The 17837-nt window shown below is 71.1% G+C and carries 15 protein-coding genes; 4 read left to right on the top strand and 11 right to left on the bottom strand.

Going from position 1 to position 17837, the window contains the following annotated elements:
• Position 1: 1 nt before the first annotated feature.
• The 7 genes from NNW99_RS10870 to mce all read right to left on the bottom strand — a co-directional run bounded on the left by NNW99_RS10870 (position 2) and on the right by mce (position 9994).
• A complete protein-coding gene (locus NNW99_RS10870) occupies positions 2 to 883 on the bottom strand; it encodes an ABC transporter permease subunit (protein WP_215118501.1) in 882 nt (293 codons plus the stop codon).
• Complete coding sequence (locus NNW99_RS10865) at positions 880 to 2310, bottom strand: ABC transporter ATP-binding protein (RefSeq protein WP_215118500.1); 1431 nt, start codon at positions 2308 to 2310, stop codon at positions 880 to 882. Before NNW99_RS10865 ends, NNW99_RS10870 begins: the two co-directional genes overlap by 4 nt.
• A 148-nt stretch (positions 2311 to 2458) precedes the next feature.
• Complete coding sequence (locus tag NNW99_RS10860; protein WP_215118499.1) at positions 2459 to 3229, bottom strand: ABC transporter permease; 771 nt, start codon at positions 3227 to 3229, stop codon at positions 2459 to 2461.
• Positions 3230 to 3234: 5 nt separating this feature from the next.
• Complete coding sequence (locus NNW99_RS10855; RefSeq protein ID WP_215118498.1) at positions 3235 to 4197, bottom strand: ABC transporter ATP-binding protein; 963 nt, start codon at positions 4195 to 4197, stop codon at positions 3235 to 3237.
• Positions 4198 to 4282: 85 nt separating this feature from the next.
• Entirely contained in the window at positions 4283 to 5218 is a 936-nt protein-coding gene (locus NNW99_RS10850) for a cellulose-binding protein (protein WP_215118497.1), read from the bottom strand.
• A gap of 210 nt (positions 5219 to 5428) precedes the next feature.
• Positions 5429 to 9343, bottom strand: a complete 3915-nt coding sequence (gene scy / locus NNW99_RS10845; protein WP_215118496.1) for a polarized growth protein Scy — start codon at positions 9341 to 9343, stop codon at positions 5429 to 5431.
• 210 nt (positions 9344 to 9553) lie between these two features.
• Positions 9554 to 9994 (bottom strand): methylmalonyl-CoA epimerase, encoded by a 441-nt coding sequence (gene mce / locus NNW99_RS10840; RefSeq protein ID WP_215118495.1) that lies wholly within the window; start codon positions 9992 to 9994, stop codon positions 9554 to 9556.
• A gap of 148 nt (positions 9995 to 10142) precedes the next feature.
• On the opposite strand from mce, the gene NNW99_RS10835 reads away from it, so the two are divergent.
• Positions 10143 to 11351: an acetyl-CoA C-acetyltransferase gene (locus tag NNW99_RS10835; protein ID WP_215118494.1), complete on the top strand. Its 1209-nt coding sequence runs from the start codon at positions 10143 to 10145 to the stop codon at positions 11349 to 11351.
• Positions 11352 to 11415: 64 nt separating this feature from the next.
• Positions 11416 to 12372 (top strand): methylmalonyl Co-A mutase-associated GTPase MeaB, encoded by a 957-nt coding sequence (gene meaB, locus NNW99_RS10830; RefSeq protein WP_215118493.1) that lies wholly within the window; start codon positions 11416 to 11418, stop codon positions 12370 to 12372.
• 528 nt (positions 12373 to 12900) lie between these two features.
• On the opposite strand, the gene NNW99_RS10825 is transcribed toward meaB, so the two are convergent.
• The gene (locus NNW99_RS10825) at positions 12901 to 13569 is read right to left on the bottom strand and encodes a PepSY domain-containing protein (protein WP_215118492.1); all 669 of its coding nucleotides are present in this window, start codon (positions 13567 to 13569) and stop codon (positions 12901 to 12903) included.
• A gap of 116 nt (positions 13570 to 13685) precedes the next feature.
• Here NNW99_RS10825 and NNW99_RS10820 point away from each other — a divergent pair, with 116 nt between their 5' ends.
• Both NNW99_RS10820 and NNW99_RS10815 read left to right on the top strand, forming a co-directional pair.
• Positions 13686 to 14354: a response regulator transcription factor gene (locus tag NNW99_RS10820; RefSeq protein WP_215118491.1), complete on the top strand. Its 669-nt coding sequence runs from the start codon at positions 13686 to 13688 to the stop codon at positions 14352 to 14354.
• On the top strand, positions 14351 to 15763 hold the full coding sequence (locus NNW99_RS10815) for an ATP-binding protein (RefSeq protein WP_215118490.1): 1413 nt from the start codon (positions 14351 to 14353) through the stop codon (positions 15761 to 15763). Before NNW99_RS10820 ends, NNW99_RS10815 begins: the two co-directional genes overlap by 4 nt.
• Before the next feature lie 33 nt (positions 15764 to 15796).
• Here the strand turns inward: NNW99_RS10815 and NNW99_RS10810 are convergent, their stop codons facing one another.
• The 3 genes from NNW99_RS10810 to NNW99_RS10800 form a co-directional block, all read right to left on the bottom strand.
• Complete coding sequence (locus NNW99_RS10810) at positions 15797 to 16273, bottom strand: MarR family winged helix-turn-helix transcriptional regulator (protein ID WP_215118489.1); 477 nt, start codon at positions 16271 to 16273, stop codon at positions 15797 to 15799.
• Positions 16274 to 16389: 116 nt separating this feature from the next.
• Positions 16390 to 17190 (bottom strand): AIM24 family protein, encoded by an 801-nt coding sequence (locus NNW99_RS10805; RefSeq protein WP_215118488.1) that lies wholly within the window; start codon positions 17188 to 17190, stop codon positions 16390 to 16392.
• On the bottom strand, positions 17187 to 17837 hold the full coding sequence (locus NNW99_RS10800) for an AIM24 family protein (protein WP_215118487.1): 651 nt from the start codon (positions 17835 to 17837) through the stop codon (positions 17187 to 17189). Before NNW99_RS10800 ends, NNW99_RS10805 begins: the two co-directional genes overlap by 4 nt.

Below are 17837 nucleotides of genomic sequence, written 5' to 3'. Positions count from 1 at the left end.
CTCAGACGTCCCGCTTCTCCAGCAGCGCGAAGGCGGCGGCGAAGGCCACGGCCGTCGCGGCGAGGATGATCCACAGCGGGTCCCAGCCGGACGGGCCGGACTCGCTGAGGGAGTTGGCGTAGAAGATGCTCAGCTGGTTCGGGATGGAGTACTCGAACAGCGCGTCGCGCACGGCCACCAGCGACTCCGAGAACATGAACAGCGCGATCACCAGCGGGGCGAGCACCGTGCCGATCATGATGGTGATGGCGCCCGCAGAGTGCCGGATGATCGAGCCGACGGCGAGCGAGAGCAGGCCCAGCAGCGCGATGTAGGCCGACATGCCGACCGTGGCCTTCAGCCACTCCCCGCCGGTGGGGGACTTGGCGCCGTCGCCCTCCAGCATGGCGACGTGCAGGAAGGCGACGAGGGACGAGGACACCAGCGTCACCACGAACGCGACCAGGAAGAACACGATGGCCTTCGCCGCCAGCACCCGGCCGCGGCTCGGGCAGGCGACCATCGTGGTGCGCACCATGCCGGTGCCGTACTCCGAGGCGGTGGTCAGCACGCCCAGCGTGATGACGCACATGCTGCCCAGCAGCAGCCCGAAGAAGCCGAGGCCGAGCGGGCTCTCGCCGGACAGGGCCGGGTCGGAGTTCGCCACCACCACGCCGGTCAGCAGGCCGATGCCGACGACGAGCAGGACGAACACGCCGAGCGTCCACATGGTGGAGCGCACCGAACGGATCTTCGTCCACTCCGAGGCGATGGCGTGCCCGAGGTGCGTGCGCACGACCGGGATCGGCGAGGTGTAGCCGGGGGCGGGGTAAGCAGAGCCGGGGGCCGCCGCCTGCTGCCAGGTGGGCGCGGCCTGCGGTGTCTGGGGCTGGGGGCTGCTCATCGGGCGTCCTCGGGCTTGGTCAGGTCGGAGGTCGGGGCGGGAGCCGGCGGAGCGGCGGGCGCCTGCGGGGGCACGGGCGGCTGGGCAGCCGCCTGCGGAGCCGGAGCGGCGGCGGGCCGCGCGGGAGCGGCGGAGGCCTGCGGCGCCTGACCGGCGGGCTGCCCGGGGGCCTGGGGCGCCTGGGAGGCGGGCTGCGCCGGAGCCTGGGGCGCCTGCGGCGCCTGAGGCGCGGGCTGGGCGTACGGGTTGGGTGCTCCCGCGCCGGAGGCGCCGGGTGTGCTGGGGGCGCTCGGAGCGGACCCGGGCGCGCTGGGAGCCACGGGCGCCCCGGGTGCGCCGTACGGGCCCGCCGGAGCCTGACCGGGCGCGCCCTGCGGCGGCATCGGCAGCGGCTGCCCGCCCTGCTGGGGCGGCGGCGGGGCGTACCAGCCCGGCTGGCCCTGCCCCGGCACCGGCATCGGCGGCTGCGCGCCGGGCGGCAGCTGCTGCTGGAGGCCTTCCTTCTGGTCGATGGTCGAGCGGTAGTCGACGGCGCCCTGCGTCATCCGCATGTACGCCTCCTCCAGCGAGGCCTGGTGCGGCGACAGCTCCCACAGCCGTACGTCGGCGGTGTGCGCGATGTCGCTGATGCGGGGGAGCGGCAGCCCGGTCACGCGCAGCGCGCCGTCCTGCTCGGGCAGCACGTGCCCGCCCGACTCGGTGAGCGCGGCCGACAGCTTCTCGCGCTGCTGCGGCTCGGTGTCGGGTGTGCGGACCCGGGCGAAGTCCGCGGAGTTCGCGGAGATGAAGGCCGTGACGCTCATGTCGGCGAGCAGCTGTCCGCGCCCGATGACGATGAGGTGGTCGGCGGTCAGCGCCATCTCGCTCATCAGATGGGAGGAGACGAAGACCGTACGGCCCTCCGCCGCCAGCGCCTTCATCAGGTTGCGCACCCAGAGGATGCCCTCGGGGTCGAGGCCGTTGACCGGCTCGTCAAACAGCAGCACCTGCGGGTCGCCGAGCAGCGCGGCGGCGATGCCGAGGCGCTGCCCCATGCCGAGGGAGAAGCCCTTGGACCGCTTCTTGGCCACCTCCTGCAGACCGACGACCCCGAGCACCTCGTCCACGCGCCGGGCCGGGATGCCGGAGAGCTGGGCCAGGCACAGCAGGTGGTTGCGGGCGGCCCGGCCACCGTGCACGGCCTTGGCGTCCAGCAGGGCGCCGACCTGGCGGGCGGCGTTGGGCAGCTTGCGGTACGGATAGCCCCCGATCGTGACCTGCCCGGCCGTCGGGTTGTCCAGGCCGAGGATCATCCGCATCGTCGTCGACTTGCCCGAGCCGTTCGGCCCGAGGAAGCCGGTGACGGCTCCGGGCCGCACCTGGAAGGAAAGGTTGTACACAGCGGTCTTGTCGCCGTAGCGCTTCGTCAGGCCGACTGCTTCGATCATGCTCCGCACCCATCGCAAGGTTCAGGACAGCGGGGCACACGCCCCCCGTAAGGGTTAGGAGGATATCGAGGCGCTGACGGTTCCGCCCAAATGAAAGTAAAGGGTGGGGCCCCTGAAGGCCCCGACAGCCCCCTCCCCGACGCCCAGCCTAGGCGTCGCGCTTCTTCAGCAGCACGTACCCGCCGATCAGGGCGACGAGCACCCACAGCCCCATGATCCCGAGGCCGCCCCAGGGCCCGTACGGGGTGTCGTCGTCGATCGGCGTGACCACCTGCATGATCTTGCTGCCGGCCTGGTCGGGCAGGAACTGGCCGACCTTCTTCGTCGCGTCGACATTGCCGAGGATGTTGGAGATCAGGAAGAAGAACGGCATCAGGATGCCCAGCGACAGCATCGGCGAGCGCAGCATCGCGGCGACGCCCATGGAGAACATCGCGATCAGCGCCATATAGAGGCCGCCGCCGAACACGGCCCGCAGCACACCCGTGTCACCGATCTCCGCCCGGTGCCCGCCGAGCATCGCCTGCCCCAGGAAGAACGCGGCGAAGCTGGTGACGAGCCCGACCAGCAGGGCGAGGCCGCTCGCCACCGCGATCTTGCTGAACAGAAAGGAGCCGCGCTGCGGCACGGCGGCCAGCGAGGTGCGGATCATTCCGGTGCTGTACTCGTTCGACACCACCAGCACACCGAACACGATCATCGCGAGCTGACCGAGGCTCATCCCCGCGAAGCTGATGAACGTCGGATCGAACTCCGCCCGGGCCTGCGCGCTCATGCTGTCGAACTCGTTCTTCGACAGCGCCGAGATCAGCATGCCGAGGGCGACCGTCACGACCACCACGAGCGAGAGCGTCCACACCGTGGACGCCACCGACCTGATCTTGGTCCACTCCGACCGAACGACCTGAGTCGTCGCCATGCTCCTCAGCCCCTCTTCCAGCCGTCGCCCCACTGCTGCTGCTGTGGCGGCTGCGGGCTCGTCTCGCTGTGTGCGTGATACTCGACCGACTCCGCGGTCAGCTGCATGAACGCCTCTTCCAGCGAGGCCTGTTGCGGGCTCAGCTCGTGCAGCGTCAGCCCGTGCCGCGCCGCCAGCTCACCGACCAGCTCGGCCTTGCCGCCGTCCACCTCCAGCACCCCGTCGCCGCTCTCCACGGCCACGATCCCGGCCTCGTGCAGCACATCGAGCAGCCGCTCCCGCTGCGGGCTGCGGACCCGGACGTACGACCGTGAGTTGCGCGCGATGAAGTCGGCCATGGAGGTGTCCGCGAGCAGCCGCCCCTGCCCGATGACGACGAGATGCTCGGCCGTCAGGGCCATCTCGCTCATCAGATGGGAGGAGACGAACACGGTCCGGCCCTGCCCGGCCAGCGACTTCATCAGGGTGCGGATCCAGTGGATGCCCTCGGGGTCGAGGCCGTTGACCGGCTCGTCGAACATCAGGATCCGCGGGTCGCCGAGCAGCGCGGCCGCGATGCCGAGCCGCTGCCCCATGCCCATCGAGAAGCCCTTGGTCTTCTTCTTCGCGACCGCCGTCAGCCCGACCGTCTCCAGCACCTCCCGCACCCGGCCGCGCGGAATGCCGTTGCTCTGCGCGAGGCACAGCAGATGGTTGTAGGCGGTGCGCCCGCCGTGCCAGGCCTTGGCCTCCAGCAAGGCGCCGATGTACGTCAGCGGATCCTTGAGCTGCTGGTAGTGCTTGCCGTCGATACGGACATCGCCGGCGGTGGGGTGGTCGAGACCGAGGATCATCCGCATGGTCGTGGACTTCCCCGCGCCGTTGGGCCCGAGAAAGCCGGTGACGATACCTGGTCTGACAGTGAAGGACAGGTTGTTGACCGCCACCTTCTCGCCGTAACGCTTGGTCAGCCCCTCGAGCTCAATCATGCCGCCACGCTAGAACGCAACAAAGCCCTCTGCCACCCGAGCGGCAGAGGGCTTTGCGGAGATTCAGACTCCGGATGCCCGCGTGTTACCGGGACTGCTGAGCCGGGACCCCACGGGAGATCGGCTCCTCCTCGGCCGGCGTACCGGCGGCGGCCACCGCGGCGCCCGTGAGCGTCGCGAGCATCTCGCGGACGTTCGTCAGCTGGGCGTTGATGCTGTCGCGGCGGTTGGTGAGGGCGGCCAGCTCGCGCTCGGATTCCGAACGGATGCGGTCGGCCTTGGCGTTGGCGTCGGCCACGATGTCCTCGGCCTGGCGCTGGGCCGTCTCCACCGTCTGACGGGCGCGGCGCTCGGCGTCCGTGCGCAGCTTCTCCGCCTCCAGGCGGAGCTGCTCGGCGCGGTGCTCGATCTCGGCGAGACGCTTCTCGGCCTTGGCCTGACGGGACGCCAGGTCGCGCTCGGACTGCTCGCGGCGCTTGGCGAGGTTCGTCTCGAAGTCCGCGGCGGCCTGCGCGGCCTTGGCACGGGTCTCCTCGAAGAGGGCGTCCGCCTCCTCGCGCTTGGACTGCGCGTCCTTCTGCGCCTCGGAACGCAGCTGCGAGGCGTCACTCTTGGCCTTCTCGACGATCCGCAGGCCCTCGTCCTCGGCCTTCGCCTTGCGCTCCGAGGAGTACGCCTCGGCGTCGTTGCGCACCTGCTGGGCCGCCGACTCGGCGAGCTCACGGTGCTGCTCGGCGGCGCGCCGGGCCTCCTCGCGCAGGTCCTTCGCCTCCTCCTCGGCGAGGCGGAGAATCTTCTCCACGCGCGCACCGAGACCCGCGTACGACGGCTCGGCGTCGGTGACCTGGGCCTGGGCGTTCTGCGTCTCGAGGTGGAGCTCTTCGATGCGCTTTTCCAGAGCGGTGATGCGGGCGAGAGCGCTGTCACGGTCGGAGACGAGCTTGGAGATACGTTCGTCCACCTGAGCGCGGTCGTATCCACGCCGCACAAGCTCGAAGCCGTAGGGGGAAGTGTCGCTCATGGGGTTCCTGTCGAATGAGACCGGTGAGGTGATAGGTGGAATCCTAGGGGCCGAAACGGTGTGTCATCGAGCGGATGCGCGTTTGATCTGGAAAATGAGACCCCTTTTGGGTGGCTGAGCGGCAGAGGGCTTGCCAAAACTTGGTCAAAGCCCCCGGATGGCCCCGGAATCGGGCTCCCGTCCAGGGTGGCACGGGCCGCCGGAAGGCCCCTAGCTCTCCGAGGACTTGCCACCCGAACGAGGTGCGCCGACCGTCGCGCCCGCCTTGACCCCGTTGTCCTTGCCCCCGCCCGGCGCCTCGAAGGACTCCAGCGCCTCCAGGACGTCCTGGACACGGGAGATCTCCGCGTTGATGTCCTCGCGACGGCGGACCAGGACCTCCAGCTCGCGCTTGCCCTCCTCGACCGTGCGCTTGGCCTCGCGGATCGCCTCGGCCTTGAGCTCCTCGGCCTCCCGGATCAGCGTGGACTTCTTCTGCTCGGCCTCCTTGAGCAGCCCCTCGGCCTTCTTCACCGCGGCGATACGGACCTTGCCCGCCTCGGAGTTGGCCTCCGAGACGATCTCCTTCGACTTCGACTGCGCCTTGGCGAGCTGCTCCTCGGCGGCCTTGACGAGCGCGTCGCAGCGGTCGCCCGCCGACTTCATCGTCTCGGCCGACTCCCGGCGGGCCCGCTCGTGCAGTTCCTCGATCTCACCCGTGATCCGGTCGCGCAGCTCCTCGGCGCGCTCCCTGATCTGTGTGGCGTCCCGACGCGCGCCGACCAGCAGCTCGTCCGCGTCCGTACGGGCCTTCTCCACCAGCGAGTTGCCCTCGACCGTCGACTCGGACACCAGCCGGTCGGCCTCCGTGCGGGCCGCGCCCACCATCGTGTCGGCCTGCGACTCGGCCTCCGCGGTGGTCTTGTGCGCCTGCTGCTGGGCCTCGCTCAGCAGCTTGTCGGCCTCGGCCGTGGTCTCCGTGATGAGCTTGTCGACCTGCTCGGCCGCCTCGGAACGCCGCTTGTTGGCGTCCTTGCGGACCTCGTCCAGGGTGCGGTCGGCCTCCTCGCGCGCGGTGGCGACGAGCCGCTCCGCCTCCGCCTCCGCGTCGGCCTTGACCCGGCCGGCCTCGCCGCGGACCCGTTCGGCGTGCTGCTGCGCCGAGCCGACCGTCTCGGCGGCCTCGGCCCGCAGCCGCTCCGCCTCGCCGGTGGCCTCCCCGACGAGCTGGTCGGCCTTGGCGACCGACTCGGCCCTGACCCGCTCGGCCTCGTTCAGCGATTCGGTGCGGACCCGCTCGGCCTCGTTGACCGTCTCCATCCGCAGGCGGTCGGTCTCCGTGACCGTCTCGGTGGTGAGGCGCTCCGCCTCGCCCCGCGCCTCGGTGATGAGGGTGTCCGCCTGCGTCGCCGCGTCCGACCGGATGCGGTTGGCGTCCTCACGGGCGTCCGCCCGGGTGCGCGAGGCGTTCTGCTCGGCCTCGGCGATGGCGTCCGACGCCTCCGTGCGCGCCCGCTGGGCGTGCTCGGCGACCTCCGTACGGATGCGGTCCGCCTCGGTGATCGCCTCGGACATCGTGCGCTCGGCGAGCGCCTTGGCGGCCTCGGTCTCCTCGTGCGCCTCGCGCCGCAGCCGGCCGGCGTCCTCGCTGGCCCGCTCCCGCTCCGCGTAGGCGTCGGTGCGGACCCGGTCCGCCTCCTCCTGGGCCTCGCGCCGCGTCCGGTCCGCGACATGCTCGGCGGCGCTGCGCAGCCCGGCGATCTCGTCCTGGGCCTGCTCGTGCAGCCCCGCGACGGAGTCCCGCACCTGCTGGGCGTGCTGCTCGGCGGCCGACACCATCTCCGTGGCCCGCCGGTCCGCCTCCTCGACCAGGCGTACGGCCTCGGCCTGCGCCTCCTCCACGCGCTTGCGCGCCGAGGCCAGCAGCTCCTCGCTCTGCTCGCGGGCCCGCTCGCGCTCCTGGTCGGCCTCCTGCCGGGCGCTGCCGAGGAGCTCCTCGGCCTCGCGGCGCCGACGGCTCGCCTCCTCCTGGGCGGCGGCCAGCGTCTCGGACGCCTCCGTGCCGATCCGCTCGGCGGCGGCCTGTGCCTCCGCGCGCATCCGGTCGGCGCTCTCCTGCGCCTCCGACTTCAGCCGCTCGGCCTCGTTCGAAGCCTCCGAGCGCAGGCGTACGGCGACGGCCTCGCCCTCGGCCCGCGAGGCGGACGCGTCGGACGCGGCCTCGTCGCGCAGCCGTTCGGCCTCGGTCTCGGCCTGCTGCCGCAGCGTACGGATCCGCTCGGCGGCCTCGTCGCGCAGCCGCTCGTTCTCCTCGGCGGCCTCGCGGCGGATCCGCGCGGCCTCCTCACGGGCGTCCGACAGCGCCTGCTCGGCGGCCGTCAGCCGCTCCTCGGCCTCCGTCTGGAGCCGCGTCAGCTCCTCGGCGGCGTCCGTGCGGCGGGCCTCTATGGCGCGCTCGGTCTCCTCGTGCAGCTCGACCGCCGCGCGCTCGGCGTCCGCCTTGATGCCCTCGGCCTGCTCGACGACCTCCTCGCGGTGCCGCTCGGCCTCCTGCCGGGTGCGCTGAAGGGTCTCCTCGGCCTGCCGGCGCAGGGTCGTCGCCCGCTCGATGGCCTCGGTGCGGACCTTCTCGCTGTCCCCCTGGGCATTCGTGCGCAGCTCGTCCGCGTCCGCCTTGGCCTTGGCGAGCAGCTCCTCGGCGGACCTCGCCGCCTCCTCGATCTGCGCCACGGCCTCCTTGCGGGCCTCGGCGCGGATCTTCTCGCCCTCTTCGACGGCGTCCGCCCGCAGCTGCTCGGCGTCGCCGCGCAGGCGGCGGGCCTCCTCCTGCAGCTCGACCGTCTTGGCGCGGTACTCCTTGGTGTCGTCCTTCGCCGTGCCCTTGAGCTCCTCGGCGATGTCGTGCGCCTCGGCGCGCAGCCGGTCCGCCTCGGCCTCGGCCTCACTGCGGATCCGCTCGGCCTCCTCGGCTGCGGCCTTGGTGGTCTTCTTGGCGTCCTCGGACGCCTTGTTGAGGACCTCCTCGGCGGTCCTGGCCGCCTTGGAGAGCTGGGTCGCGGTCTCCTCGGCGGTGGACGTACGCGCGTTCTCGGAGGCCTCCGCGACGATCTTCTCGGCCTCGGCGCGGGCATCGGCGACGAGCTGCTCGGCCTCGGCCTTGGTGTTCTCGAACTCCTTGGTGGCCTCCTCGACCAGCCGGGCGACCTGCTCCTTGGCGGTGCGCGTACGCGTCTCGTTCGCGGACTCGGCACTCGACAGGGCCTTGGCGGCGGCCTCCTTGGCCTCCGTGACCAGCTTCTCCGACTCGGTCTGCGCCTTGCGCAGCGCCTCCTCGGCCTCGGCCATCCGCTGCTCGGCGGCCTTGCTCAGCTCCGTGGCCTCGCGGCGCGCGGACTCCGACTCGGTGGCGGTGGAGGTCCGCAGCTGCTCGGCGTGGTCCGTGGCCTCCTGGGCCTGGGAGGAGGCGGCGTTCAGCAGCCGCTCGGCGTCCGTACGGGCGCGGCGCAGGATCTGCTCGGCCTCGGCCCGGGCCTCCTCGGCGGAGTTCGTCAGCCGCTGGCGGGCCTCGGTCGCCAGCCGCTCGGCCTCCGCGCGGGCCGTGGACATGGCCTGCTCGGCCTCGGCCCGGGACTCCTCCATGAGGCGCCGGGCCTGCTGCTCGCTGCGGGCCCGCAGCTGCTCGGCCCAGGCCACGTTCTCGTTGACGTGCGACTCGACCGTCTGGCGGCGCTCGGCCAGCTCCTGGTCGAGCTGCTGGCGGCGGGTCACCGCCTCCTGGTGCAGCTCCGACTGGAGCCGGGCCGCCTGCTCGGCGTGCTCCTGGAGGATCCGCTGGGTCTGTGCCCGGGCCTCGCTCAGCTCACGGTCGGCGTCCGTCCGGATCTGATCGGCCTGCATCTGAGCGTTGCGCAGCAACTGCTCGGCCTGCCAGCCGATGTCGCCCCCGTCGAAGGAGGGCCGGGTCATGATGGTGCGCCGTGCCTCGTGCAGCTTGGCACGCAGCACCTCGACCTGGTAGCCGAGGTCCTCGGCGTGCTGGATCGCCTTTTCCCGCTCGGTCTTCAGCCGCTTCATCTCGGCTTCGAACCGAGAGAGGTGGTCGACGTCAGCCGCCGGCTCTCGCTCCTGGCTCTCGTAGCCCCGCACTGCGCGGTCCCATCCGTCCCCTGGTCGCAACTCTCTCCAAACGAGCTCCGTCCATCCGCCGAACGGGGCCCCCGGGGAATGGTGTCAGATCATCGGCGGAGCATGGGCTGCTGCCCCGACGCTCGTCCCCCGAAACCCGGACCCCGGAATGCGGTCGCCGCAGCTTGAGCGGTGACCGCACCCAACCCTACCGGCCCTTATGTACGAGGGTCAGTGCTCAGGTGACTCAACAGGCGCCGAAGTGACCAGTTCTGTCAGTACGCCATGACAGTCCTTGGGGTGCAGGAAGGTGATCCGTGACCCCATGGAACCGCGTCGGGGCTCTTCGTACAGCACGCGTACGCCCTTGTCGCGGATATCGGCCGCCTCCGCGTCCACATCTGCCGTACCGAAAGCGATGTGGTGCACCCCCTCGCCGTTCTTGTCGAGCCACTTCGCGACGGTGGAGTCCGGGCGGGTGGGTTCGAGAAGCTGCAGGTACGAGGCGCCGCCGTCGGACGTATCGTTGATCTTGAGCATGGCCTCGCGCACGCCCTGCTCCTCGTTGACCTCGGAGTGGAACACCTCGAAGCCGTAGGTGGCACGGTAGAACTCGACGGTCTTGTCGAGGTCGAAACAGGCGATTCCGATGTGGTCGATTCGCGTCAGCATGTTTTCAGTGCAGCGCCCCGGAGGTGGTTACGCAACGTGCGCGCGATCACACCGACAGCCCGATGACGGCACGGAGTGCCACTCAGTACATTCGAAGTAAACCCTCGTTCACTCCTCGGCTGTGCAGCCGGTAAGGGGATCGCAGCTCATGTCTTCTGGAACTTCTGGAGCGACCAGCACGGTGATCGTCGCGGGCGCGCGTACGCCCATGGGGCGCTTGCTCGGATCGCTGAAGTCCTTCTCCGGAGCCGACCTCGGCGGCTTCGCGATCAAGGCCGCCCTCGACCGCGCGGGGATCGGCGGCGACCAGGTGCAGTACGTGATCATGGGGCAGGTGCTCCAGGCCGGGGCGGGGCAGATCCCTGCCCGTCAGGCCGCGGTCAAGGCCGGCATCCCGATGAACGTGCCCGCCCTGACGATCAACAAGGTGTGTCTGTCGGGCCTGGACGCGATCGCGCTGGCCGACCAGCTCATCCGCGCGGGTGAGTTCGACGTGGTCGTCGCGGGCGGTCAGGAATCCATGACCAACGCCCCGCACCTGCTGCCCAAGTCCCGTGAGGGCTTCAAGTACGGCGCCGTCGAGATGATCGACGCCATGGCCTACGACGGGCTCACCGACTCCTTCGAGAACGTCGCCATGGGCGAGTCGACGGAGAAGCACAACACCCGGCTGGGCATCGGCCGCGCCGAGCAGGACGAGATCGCCGCGCAGTCGCACCAGCGGGCCGCCGCCGCGCAGAAGAACGGCCTGTTCGACGCGGAGATCACGCCCGTCGAGATCCCGCAGCGCAAGGGCGACCCGGTGCTGTTCAGCAAGGACGAGGGCATCCGGGGTGACACCACCGCCGAGTCCCTCGGGAAGCTGCGTCCGGCGTTCGCCAAGGACGGCACGATCACGGCCGGTTCGGCCTCGCAGATCTCCGACGGCGCGGCCGCCGTCGTGGTGATGAGCAAGGCCAAGGCGCAGGAGCTCGGCCTGGAGTGGATCGCCGAGATCGGCTCCCACGGGAACGTGGCCGGTCCTGACAACTCGCTGCAGTCCCAGCCGTCCAACGCGATCCTGCACGCGCTGAAGAAGGAGGGGCTGGGCGTCGAGGACCTCGACCTGGTCGAGATCAACGAGGCGTTCGCGGCGGTGGCCGTGCAGTCAATGAAGGATCTTGGGGTGTCCACCGAAAAGGTGAATGTCAACGGTGGCGCGATTGCCCTGGGTCACCCGATCGGGATGTCCGGTGCGCGTCTCGTGCTGCATCTCGCGCTGGAGCTGAAGCGGCGGGGCGGTGGTGTGGGTGCGGCGGCGCTGTGCGGTGGCGGTGGGCAGGGTGACGCGCTGATCGTGCGGGTACCGAAGGGCTGAGCGGCGGTTCTACGGCCGTACCTCGGCCTTCGCCTGTTGGTCCTCGTTCATGAACGGAGCTGTGATGCAGGACGTCTCCACGCTGGTCGCCCAGGCCAGGGAGGGCCGGCCGCGGGCCGTGGCCCGGTTGATCTCCCTGGTGGAGGGGGCGTCCCCGCAGTTGCGGGAGGTCATGGCGGCGCTGGCGCCGCTGACGGGCGGGGCGTACGTGGTCGGGCTGACCGGGTCGCCCGGGGTCGGCAAGTCCACGTCCACGTCGGCGCTGGTGACGGCGTATCGCAAGCAGGGGAAGCGGGTCGGCGTGCTCGCCGTCGACCCGTCGTCCCCGTTCTCGGGCGGGGCGCTGCTCGGGGACCGGGTGCGGATGTCGGACCACGCGTCCGACCCGGGGGTGTACATCCGTTCGATGGCGACGCGGGGGCATCTGGGCGGGCTCGCGTGGGCCGCGCCCCAGGCGATCCGGGTGCTGGACGCGGCGGGCTGTGACGTGATCCTCGTCGAGACGGTGGGGGTCGGGCAGTCCGAGGTGGAGATCGCCTCGCAGGCGGACACGTCCGTGGTGCTGCTGGCGCCGGGGATGGGGGACGGGATCCAGGCGGCCAAGGCCGGGATCCTGGAGATCGGTGACGTGTACGTCGTGAACAAGGCGGACCGGGACGGGGCCGATGCGACGGCTCGGGAGCTGAACCACATGCTGGGGCTCGGGGAGTCCCGGGGGCCGGGGGACTGGCGTCCGCCGATCGTGAAGACGGTCGCGGCGCGCGGGGAGGGCATGGACGAGGTCGTCGAGGCGCTGGAGAAGCATCGGGCCTGGATGGAGGAGCGGGGGGTGCTGGCGGAGCGGCGGGCCGCGCGGGCTGCCCGTGAGGTCGAGACGATCGCGGTGACGGCGCTGCGGGAGCGGATCGGTGACCTGCACGGCGACCGGCGCCTGGGGGCACTGGCCGAGCGGATCGTGGCCGGGGAGCTGGATCCTTATCGTGCGGCTGACGAGCTGGTGACGGGGTTGACGGAGGGCTGAGAGGCGCCTGCTTCGGTGGGGGTGCGCGTCCGCGCCTGGTCGCCGGTGGTGGGTCGGGGCCGCGCCGGGGGGTGTCCGTCCTCGGAACGGCGCGATGGGCTCGGACACCGACTGACTGTCCGCTGACGCGCCAACCGCTGCGGGCGGACACCCCCCGACACGTCCCCTTCCGTGATCCGGCGGGTGCGGGCGCGTCGTGGCTCCCGCCATCCGCCGGGCTTCGGCTCTCCGCGCCGGTCGCGGGTTTCCGCCTCTGCCGCAGCCGCGGGCGCCGCACTCGCCCTGGCTGCCGCCGGCCGCCGCACTCGCCCTGGCTGCCGCCGGCCGCCGCCGCTGCCCTAGCTGCGGGCATGCGTGCCGCTAGGGGCGGCACGGGTGGGCGCAGCGGCACCCCGCTCCGCCGGGTTGCGGGCCCACCCGGCATCAGCATCGACGCCGGGTGCCTTGAAACGCCGCGGCAGTCCTCTCGCGTACGGGGACGCCCCGGCGTCAGGGAGACGCCGGGGCGGTCGGAATGGGGCAGGAGGGTCAGTCCTGGTCGTCGGTGTCGTCCGCGTCGTTGTCCTGGGCGTCCGAATGGTCCGCCGTGACCTTGCCCGTGGTGAGGTCGATCTTCCAGTCCTGCTCGGCGCCGCCGGACTTGTGGGTCTCGGCCTCCCAGGACTTGTTCTTGCCGTCCTCGTCGAGGTCGACGGACGTGACCGTGCCCTTGCCGGCGGCGGCCTTCGCGGCCTCCTCGGCCGTAACGGAGGAGCCCTTCAGTGCGGCACGCACCTGCGCCGTGTCGTCCTCGTCGTCCGTCTGCGCACCGAGGACCTTGCCGCTGGACGGGTCGACGCTGACGCTGTGCCAGGCGTTGTCACCGGACAGGACGTCGACCTTCCAGATCACCTTGTCGCTGTCGTCCTCGTCGTCCAGCTCGGCGGAGACGACCGTGCCGGGCGTGTGCTTCAGCGCGGAGGCGATCGCCTCGGGCGCCGTCACGTCGCCGGAAGCCGCCCGCGCGGTGTCGTCGTCCCGGCCGTCGTCGTCGCCGCGGTCGTCCTGGTCGTCACGGACGTCGTCGTCCGACAGCCGGGTGTTGCCCGCCTGCTGCGCCGAGCCCCCGCCGTCTCCCGTGGTCGCGAGGGCCGTGGCCGTGCCGCCTCCGATCAGGGCGGCGGCGGTCACAGCGGCGATCACGATGTTGCGCTTCATGGGGGTTCCTCCCGAGTCGGTTTGTTTTCGACGTGTTCCAAGGTGGCTGACCGAGGCTGAGAGGAAGCTGAAGCCCCCTGAAGGGATCTTCAGCTTGGTTTTGCGACTCTTTACCCATGCGCCTGTTGATCGTGGAGGACGAGAAGCGGCTGGCCCTGTCGCTCGCCAGGGGCCTGACGGCCGAGGGGTACGCCGTGGACGTCGTCCACGACGGACGGGAGGGGCTGCACCAGGCCTCGGAGGGGACGTACGACCTGGTGATCCTCGACATCATGCTGCCCGGCCTCAACGGCTACCGGGTCTGCGCCGCCCTGCGCGCCGCCGGGCACGAGGTGCCGATCCTGATGCTGACCGCCAAGGACGGCGAGTACGACGAGGCCGAGGGGCTCGACACGGGGGCGGACGACTATCTGACCAAGCCCTTCTCGTACGTCGTGCTCGTCGCCCGGATCAAGGCGCTGCTGCGGCGGCGCGGGGTGGGGGCCGGGGCCTCGCCCGTGCATGTGCACGGGGAGCTGAAGGTGGACACGGCCGCCCGCCGGGTGTTTCTGGAGGAGGACGAAGTCTCCTTGACCACCAAGGAGTTCTCCGTGCTGGAGCAGCTCGTGCTGCGGGCCGGGGAGGTCGTGTCCAAGTCCGAGATCCTCGAACACGTGTGGGACTTCGCGTACGAGGGCGATCCCAACATCGTCGAGGTGTACATCAGCACCCTGCGGCGGAAGCTGCGGCCGGGGCTGATCCGGACCGTGCGCGGGGCCGGGTACCGGCTGGAGAAGTCGCCATGAGGCGGCTCTTCGGGTCCGTCCGGGCGCGGGCCACGCTGGGCGCCACGCTCGTGGTCGCGGTGGCGCTCGTCGCGGCCGGGGCCGCCGTGCTGCTGTCCCTGCGGTCGAATCTGATCGGCGAGGCCGGGACGCAGGCCGAGCAGTCCGCCCGGGCCGTCGCCTCCGAGCTCGCCGCCGGGACGCCGTACGACAAGCTGTCCGGGCTCGACGGTGACGACGGGCCGGTGCAGGTCCTCGACGAGAACAAGCGGCTGGTCGCGGCCAGTGAGGACCTCCAGGAGATCAGCGGCACCGACTCCGACCAGGTGAAGCCGCAGCCGCCGGCCACGCCCCGGGCGGACGATGACGACGACGCCGACGAACACGAGGAGGCCGCCCTCGAACCCGGGGAGATCGCCGGGGAGAGCGTCTTCAGCAACGGGTCGGCGACGATCGACGGTGACGCGGAGGACTACCGGTTCGCCGCCGTGGAGGTCGAGACCCAGGACCGGGGGACCCTCAAGGTCTACGCCGGTTCGCCGCTGGCCGCCGAGCACGGCGCCGTGCGGACCGCGCTGACGGTGATGCTGATCGGGTTCCCGCTGCTGCTCGGCGTCGTCGCGGGAGTGACCTGGCTGGTCACCCGGCGGGCGCTGCGGCCGGTCGAGGGCATCCGGAGCGAGATGGCCGCGATCACCCAGTCCGAGGATCTCGCGCGGCGCGTCCCGGAACCGGACACGCACGACGAGATCGCCCGGCTCGCCAGCACCACCAACGAGACGCTCGCGGCGCTGGAGACCTCCGTGGAGCGGCAGCGGCGCTTCGTCGCCGACGCGTCCCACGAGCTGCGCAGTCCCATCGCCTCGCTGCGCACGCAGTTGGAAGTGGCCGCCGCCCATCCCGAGCTGCTGGACCTCGACGGGGCCGTGGAGGACACCGTGCGGCTCCAGCACCTGGCCGCCGACCTGCTGCTGCTCGCCCGGCTGGACGCGGGGGAGCGGCCCAATGACGCGGGGGTCGACCTCGCCGCGCTGGCCCGGGAGGAGGCCGAGGGGCGGACGGGGGTGACGGTGGACGCGGAGCCGGTTGAAGTGGCCGGATCGCGGGGGCAGCTGGGGCGAGTGCTCGCCAATCTGCTCGACAACGCCCAGCGGCACGCCCGGGCGGCCGTCACCGTCAGCGTGCGACGGGAGGGTGACCGGGCCGTGGTCGGCGTGGCGGACGACGGCGACGGGGTGCCGGAGGCCGACCGGGAGCGGATCTTCGAACGGTTCGTACGGCTGGACGCCGCCCGCAGCCGGGACGACGGCGGGGCCGGACTGGGGCTCGCCATCGCCCGGGACGTCGCCGTACGGCACGGCGGCACGCTCACGGCCGGAGAGGGACCCGCAGGCGGAGCCCTGTTCGAACTCCGCCTGCCGCTCGCCTAGGGCCCTCGGCCGGCCCGGGGTGTGCTGTCGGGGTCAGGGGCGCCCGCGCTGTCCGCGCAGGTGCTCCGCGATGGGCTTGAGGGCCTTGTCGAGCTCCGTCAGGGCCTCGGGGGACAGCAGGTCGATGAAGTGCCTCCGCACGGACGCCACATGGTGGGGCGCGACCTTCTGCATCGTCGCCATGCCGTGGTCGGTGAGGACCGCGTAGAGCCCCCGGCGGTCGGATTCGCAGTTCTCCCGCCGGACCAGGTCCGCGTTCTCCATGCGCGTGATCTGGTGCGAGAGGCGGCTCTTGGACTGGAGGGTGGCGGAGGCGAGGTCACTCATCCGCATCCGCTGGTCCTCCGACTCGGAGAGGTTCACCAGGATCTCGTAGTCGTTCATTGTCAGTCCGAACGGCTGCAGGTCCTTCTCGAGCTGGTACGTCAACAGCCTGTTGACCTCCAGGTGGGTGCGCCAAGCGCACTGCTCCGCATCGGTCAGCCAGCGCGTGGCCGTCTCGGTCTCCATGAATGAAGTCTACCTAAAAGGTTGAAAGGCGAACTAGTGAGGGTTTTCGTATGACGGCGCACGCCTGCCGAACAATGGTGCGCAGGCGTTCGATGTCACACTCCGCAGACTACCGCTCACAGCCCGAAGCGACGCTGGAGGTCCCCCAGCTGTCCGGGAAGACGCGGTGCGCCGGATTGACCGGGGTGGGGTCCGGATGCCCCGCCGCCGGGCACACCGGCCTGATGCGGAACGGCTCCGGTGGCCTGCTCGGCCATCAGGGTCTCGGAGGACTGCAGCAGCACTGTGCCGGCACCGACGAACTCGAACTGGTGCTCCTCTCCGGAGGCCCCTCCGAGGCCCGTCAGCGCACGTAGACCGCCCATGACGCCGGTCATGTACCCGTGGTCGTAGTGGTGGCAGGGCGAGGGGCAGTCGGCCCATCCGACCAGGGCCTGGGGGTCGACCCGGATCGGGGGTTCCATGAACACCACCGGACCGTTCGACGCGGCCACGAACTTTCCGGTTCCGATGAGGGTCAGAAAACCCGGCACGATTGATTGCTTCAGTGCGAGAGTTGGCTGAAAAGCGAGGAGGTTGCCCGAGCGAATGGTCAGGTTGCCGTCCTCGAGGTCGAACGAATTCACGTCGAAGGCCCGGTCGGCGAGGAGCATCTTGCCCGAGCCCTCCGCCACGACCCAGTCGCTCGCGTGCAGTGGCGAATGGAACGACGTACGGACCAGACGGTCCAGCCGGCCGTGTCCGACGCCGTTGAAGTCGATCGAGCCGTAGTAGGCGATCATCTTCCCCTTCTGCAGGAACCACTGGCTCCCCTTCAGTTCCACGCAGAAGGTGTACGGATTGACGTTGTCGTCGGGCGGCAGCGACGCAGGGTCGAAGACCGCGGGGCCGGCGCCCGGAGTTCCGTAGGTGCTCACAGCTTCTCCTCCGACGCCTGGACGTACACCGCACCGCTGCCGCTGAGCTCCAGCTGGAAGGCCTCGCCCGAGCCGCGGCCCACCATGTCCCGCCAGCCCAGGGCGGTGGACAGCTTGTTGCGGACGTCGCCGTGGTGGGCGACGTAGGCCTGCGGGTCCACATGCACCGGCCGCTGGGGTGTGATCGGGATCTCGATCACACCGCCGTGGGCCATGACCGCGACGGCCCCGTGCCCCTTCAGCGTGGTCGTGAACAGCCCCTGGCCGCTGACCTGGCCGCGGACCATGCCCATGACGCCGCCCTGCGAGCCGAGGAACATCGTGCCCTGCTGGAGCGAGCCCTCGAAGGCCAGCAGGCGGTCCGCCTCCACGTAGAGGGTGTCGCCGGTGAGCTGAATCACCTGGATGTGATGGCCGCCGTGCCCGAACAGGACCGTGCCGCTGCCCTCCACGGTCATCAGCGGTGTGTCCTCGTCCGCCACCCGGCGCCCGATCATCGACACGATCCCGCCCTGCCCGCCCGCCGTATTGGGCGTGAACGACACCTCGCCGCGGTACGCGAGCATCGCGCCGCGCTGGCTGAACAGCCGCTGACCGGGCGTCACCGTCGCCTCGACCATCTTCGCGTTGATCTCCCGGAAGGCCAT

Source organism: Streptomyces sp. CRCS-T-1 (assembly GCF_024442335.1).
GTDB lineage: Bacteria > Actinomycetota > Actinomycetes > Streptomycetales > Streptomycetaceae > Streptomyces > Streptomyces koelreuteriae.
The sequence above is the reverse complement of the archived record's forward strand: the minus strand, read 5'-3'. Positions and strand labels throughout refer to the sequence as shown.

What these genes read in the sequence shown, in the direction of transcription:
- NNW99_RS10870 (WP_215118501.1), bottom strand. Translation starts at nt 883, where the DNA reads ATGAGCAGCCCCCAGCCCCAGACACCGCAGGCCGCGCCCACCTGGCAG.
- NNW99_RS10865 (WP_215118500.1), bottom strand. Translation starts at nt 2,310, where the DNA reads ATGATCGAAGCAGTCGGCCTGACGAAGCGCTACGGCGACAAGACCGCT.
- NNW99_RS10860 (WP_215118499.1), bottom strand. Translation starts at nt 3,229, where the DNA reads ATGGCGACGACTCAGGTCGTTCGGTCGGAGTGGACCAAGATCAGGTCG.
- NNW99_RS10855 (WP_215118498.1), bottom strand. Translation starts at nt 4,197, where the DNA reads ATGATTGAGCTCGAGGGGCTGACCAAGCGTTACGGCGAGAAGGTGGCG.
- NNW99_RS10850 (WP_215118497.1), bottom strand. Translation starts at nt 5,218, where the DNA reads ATGAGCGACACTTCCCCCTACGGCTTCGAGCTTGTGCGGCGTGGATAC.
- mce (WP_215118495.1), bottom strand. Translation starts at nt 9,994, where the DNA reads ATGCTGACGCGAATCGACCACATCGGAATCGCCTGTTTCGACCTCGAC.
- NNW99_RS10835 (WP_215118494.1), top strand. Translation starts at nt 10,143, where the DNA reads ATGTCTTCTGGAACTTCTGGAGCGACCAGCACGGTGATCGTCGCGGGC.
- meaB (WP_215118493.1), top strand. Translation starts at nt 11,416, where the DNA reads ATGCAGGACGTCTCCACGCTGGTCGCCCAGGCCAGGGAGGGCCGGCCG.
- NNW99_RS10825 (WP_215118492.1), bottom strand. Translation starts at nt 13,569, where the DNA reads ATGAAGCGCAACATCGTGATCGCCGCTGTGACCGCCGCCGCCCTGATC.
- NNW99_RS10820 (WP_215118491.1), top strand. Translation starts at nt 13,686, where the DNA reads ATGCGCCTGTTGATCGTGGAGGACGAGAAGCGGCTGGCCCTGTCGCTC.
- NNW99_RS10815 (WP_215118490.1), top strand. Translation starts at nt 14,351, where the DNA reads ATGAGGCGGCTCTTCGGGTCCGTCCGGGCGCGGGCCACGCTGGGCGCC.
- NNW99_RS10810 (WP_215118489.1), bottom strand. Translation starts at nt 16,273, where the DNA reads ATGGAGACCGAGACGGCCACGCGCTGGCTGACCGATGCGGAGCAGTGC.
- NNW99_RS10800 (WP_215118487.1), bottom strand. Translation starts at nt 17,837, where the DNA reads ATGGCCTTCCGGGAGATCAACGCGAAGATGGTCGAGGCGACGGTGACG.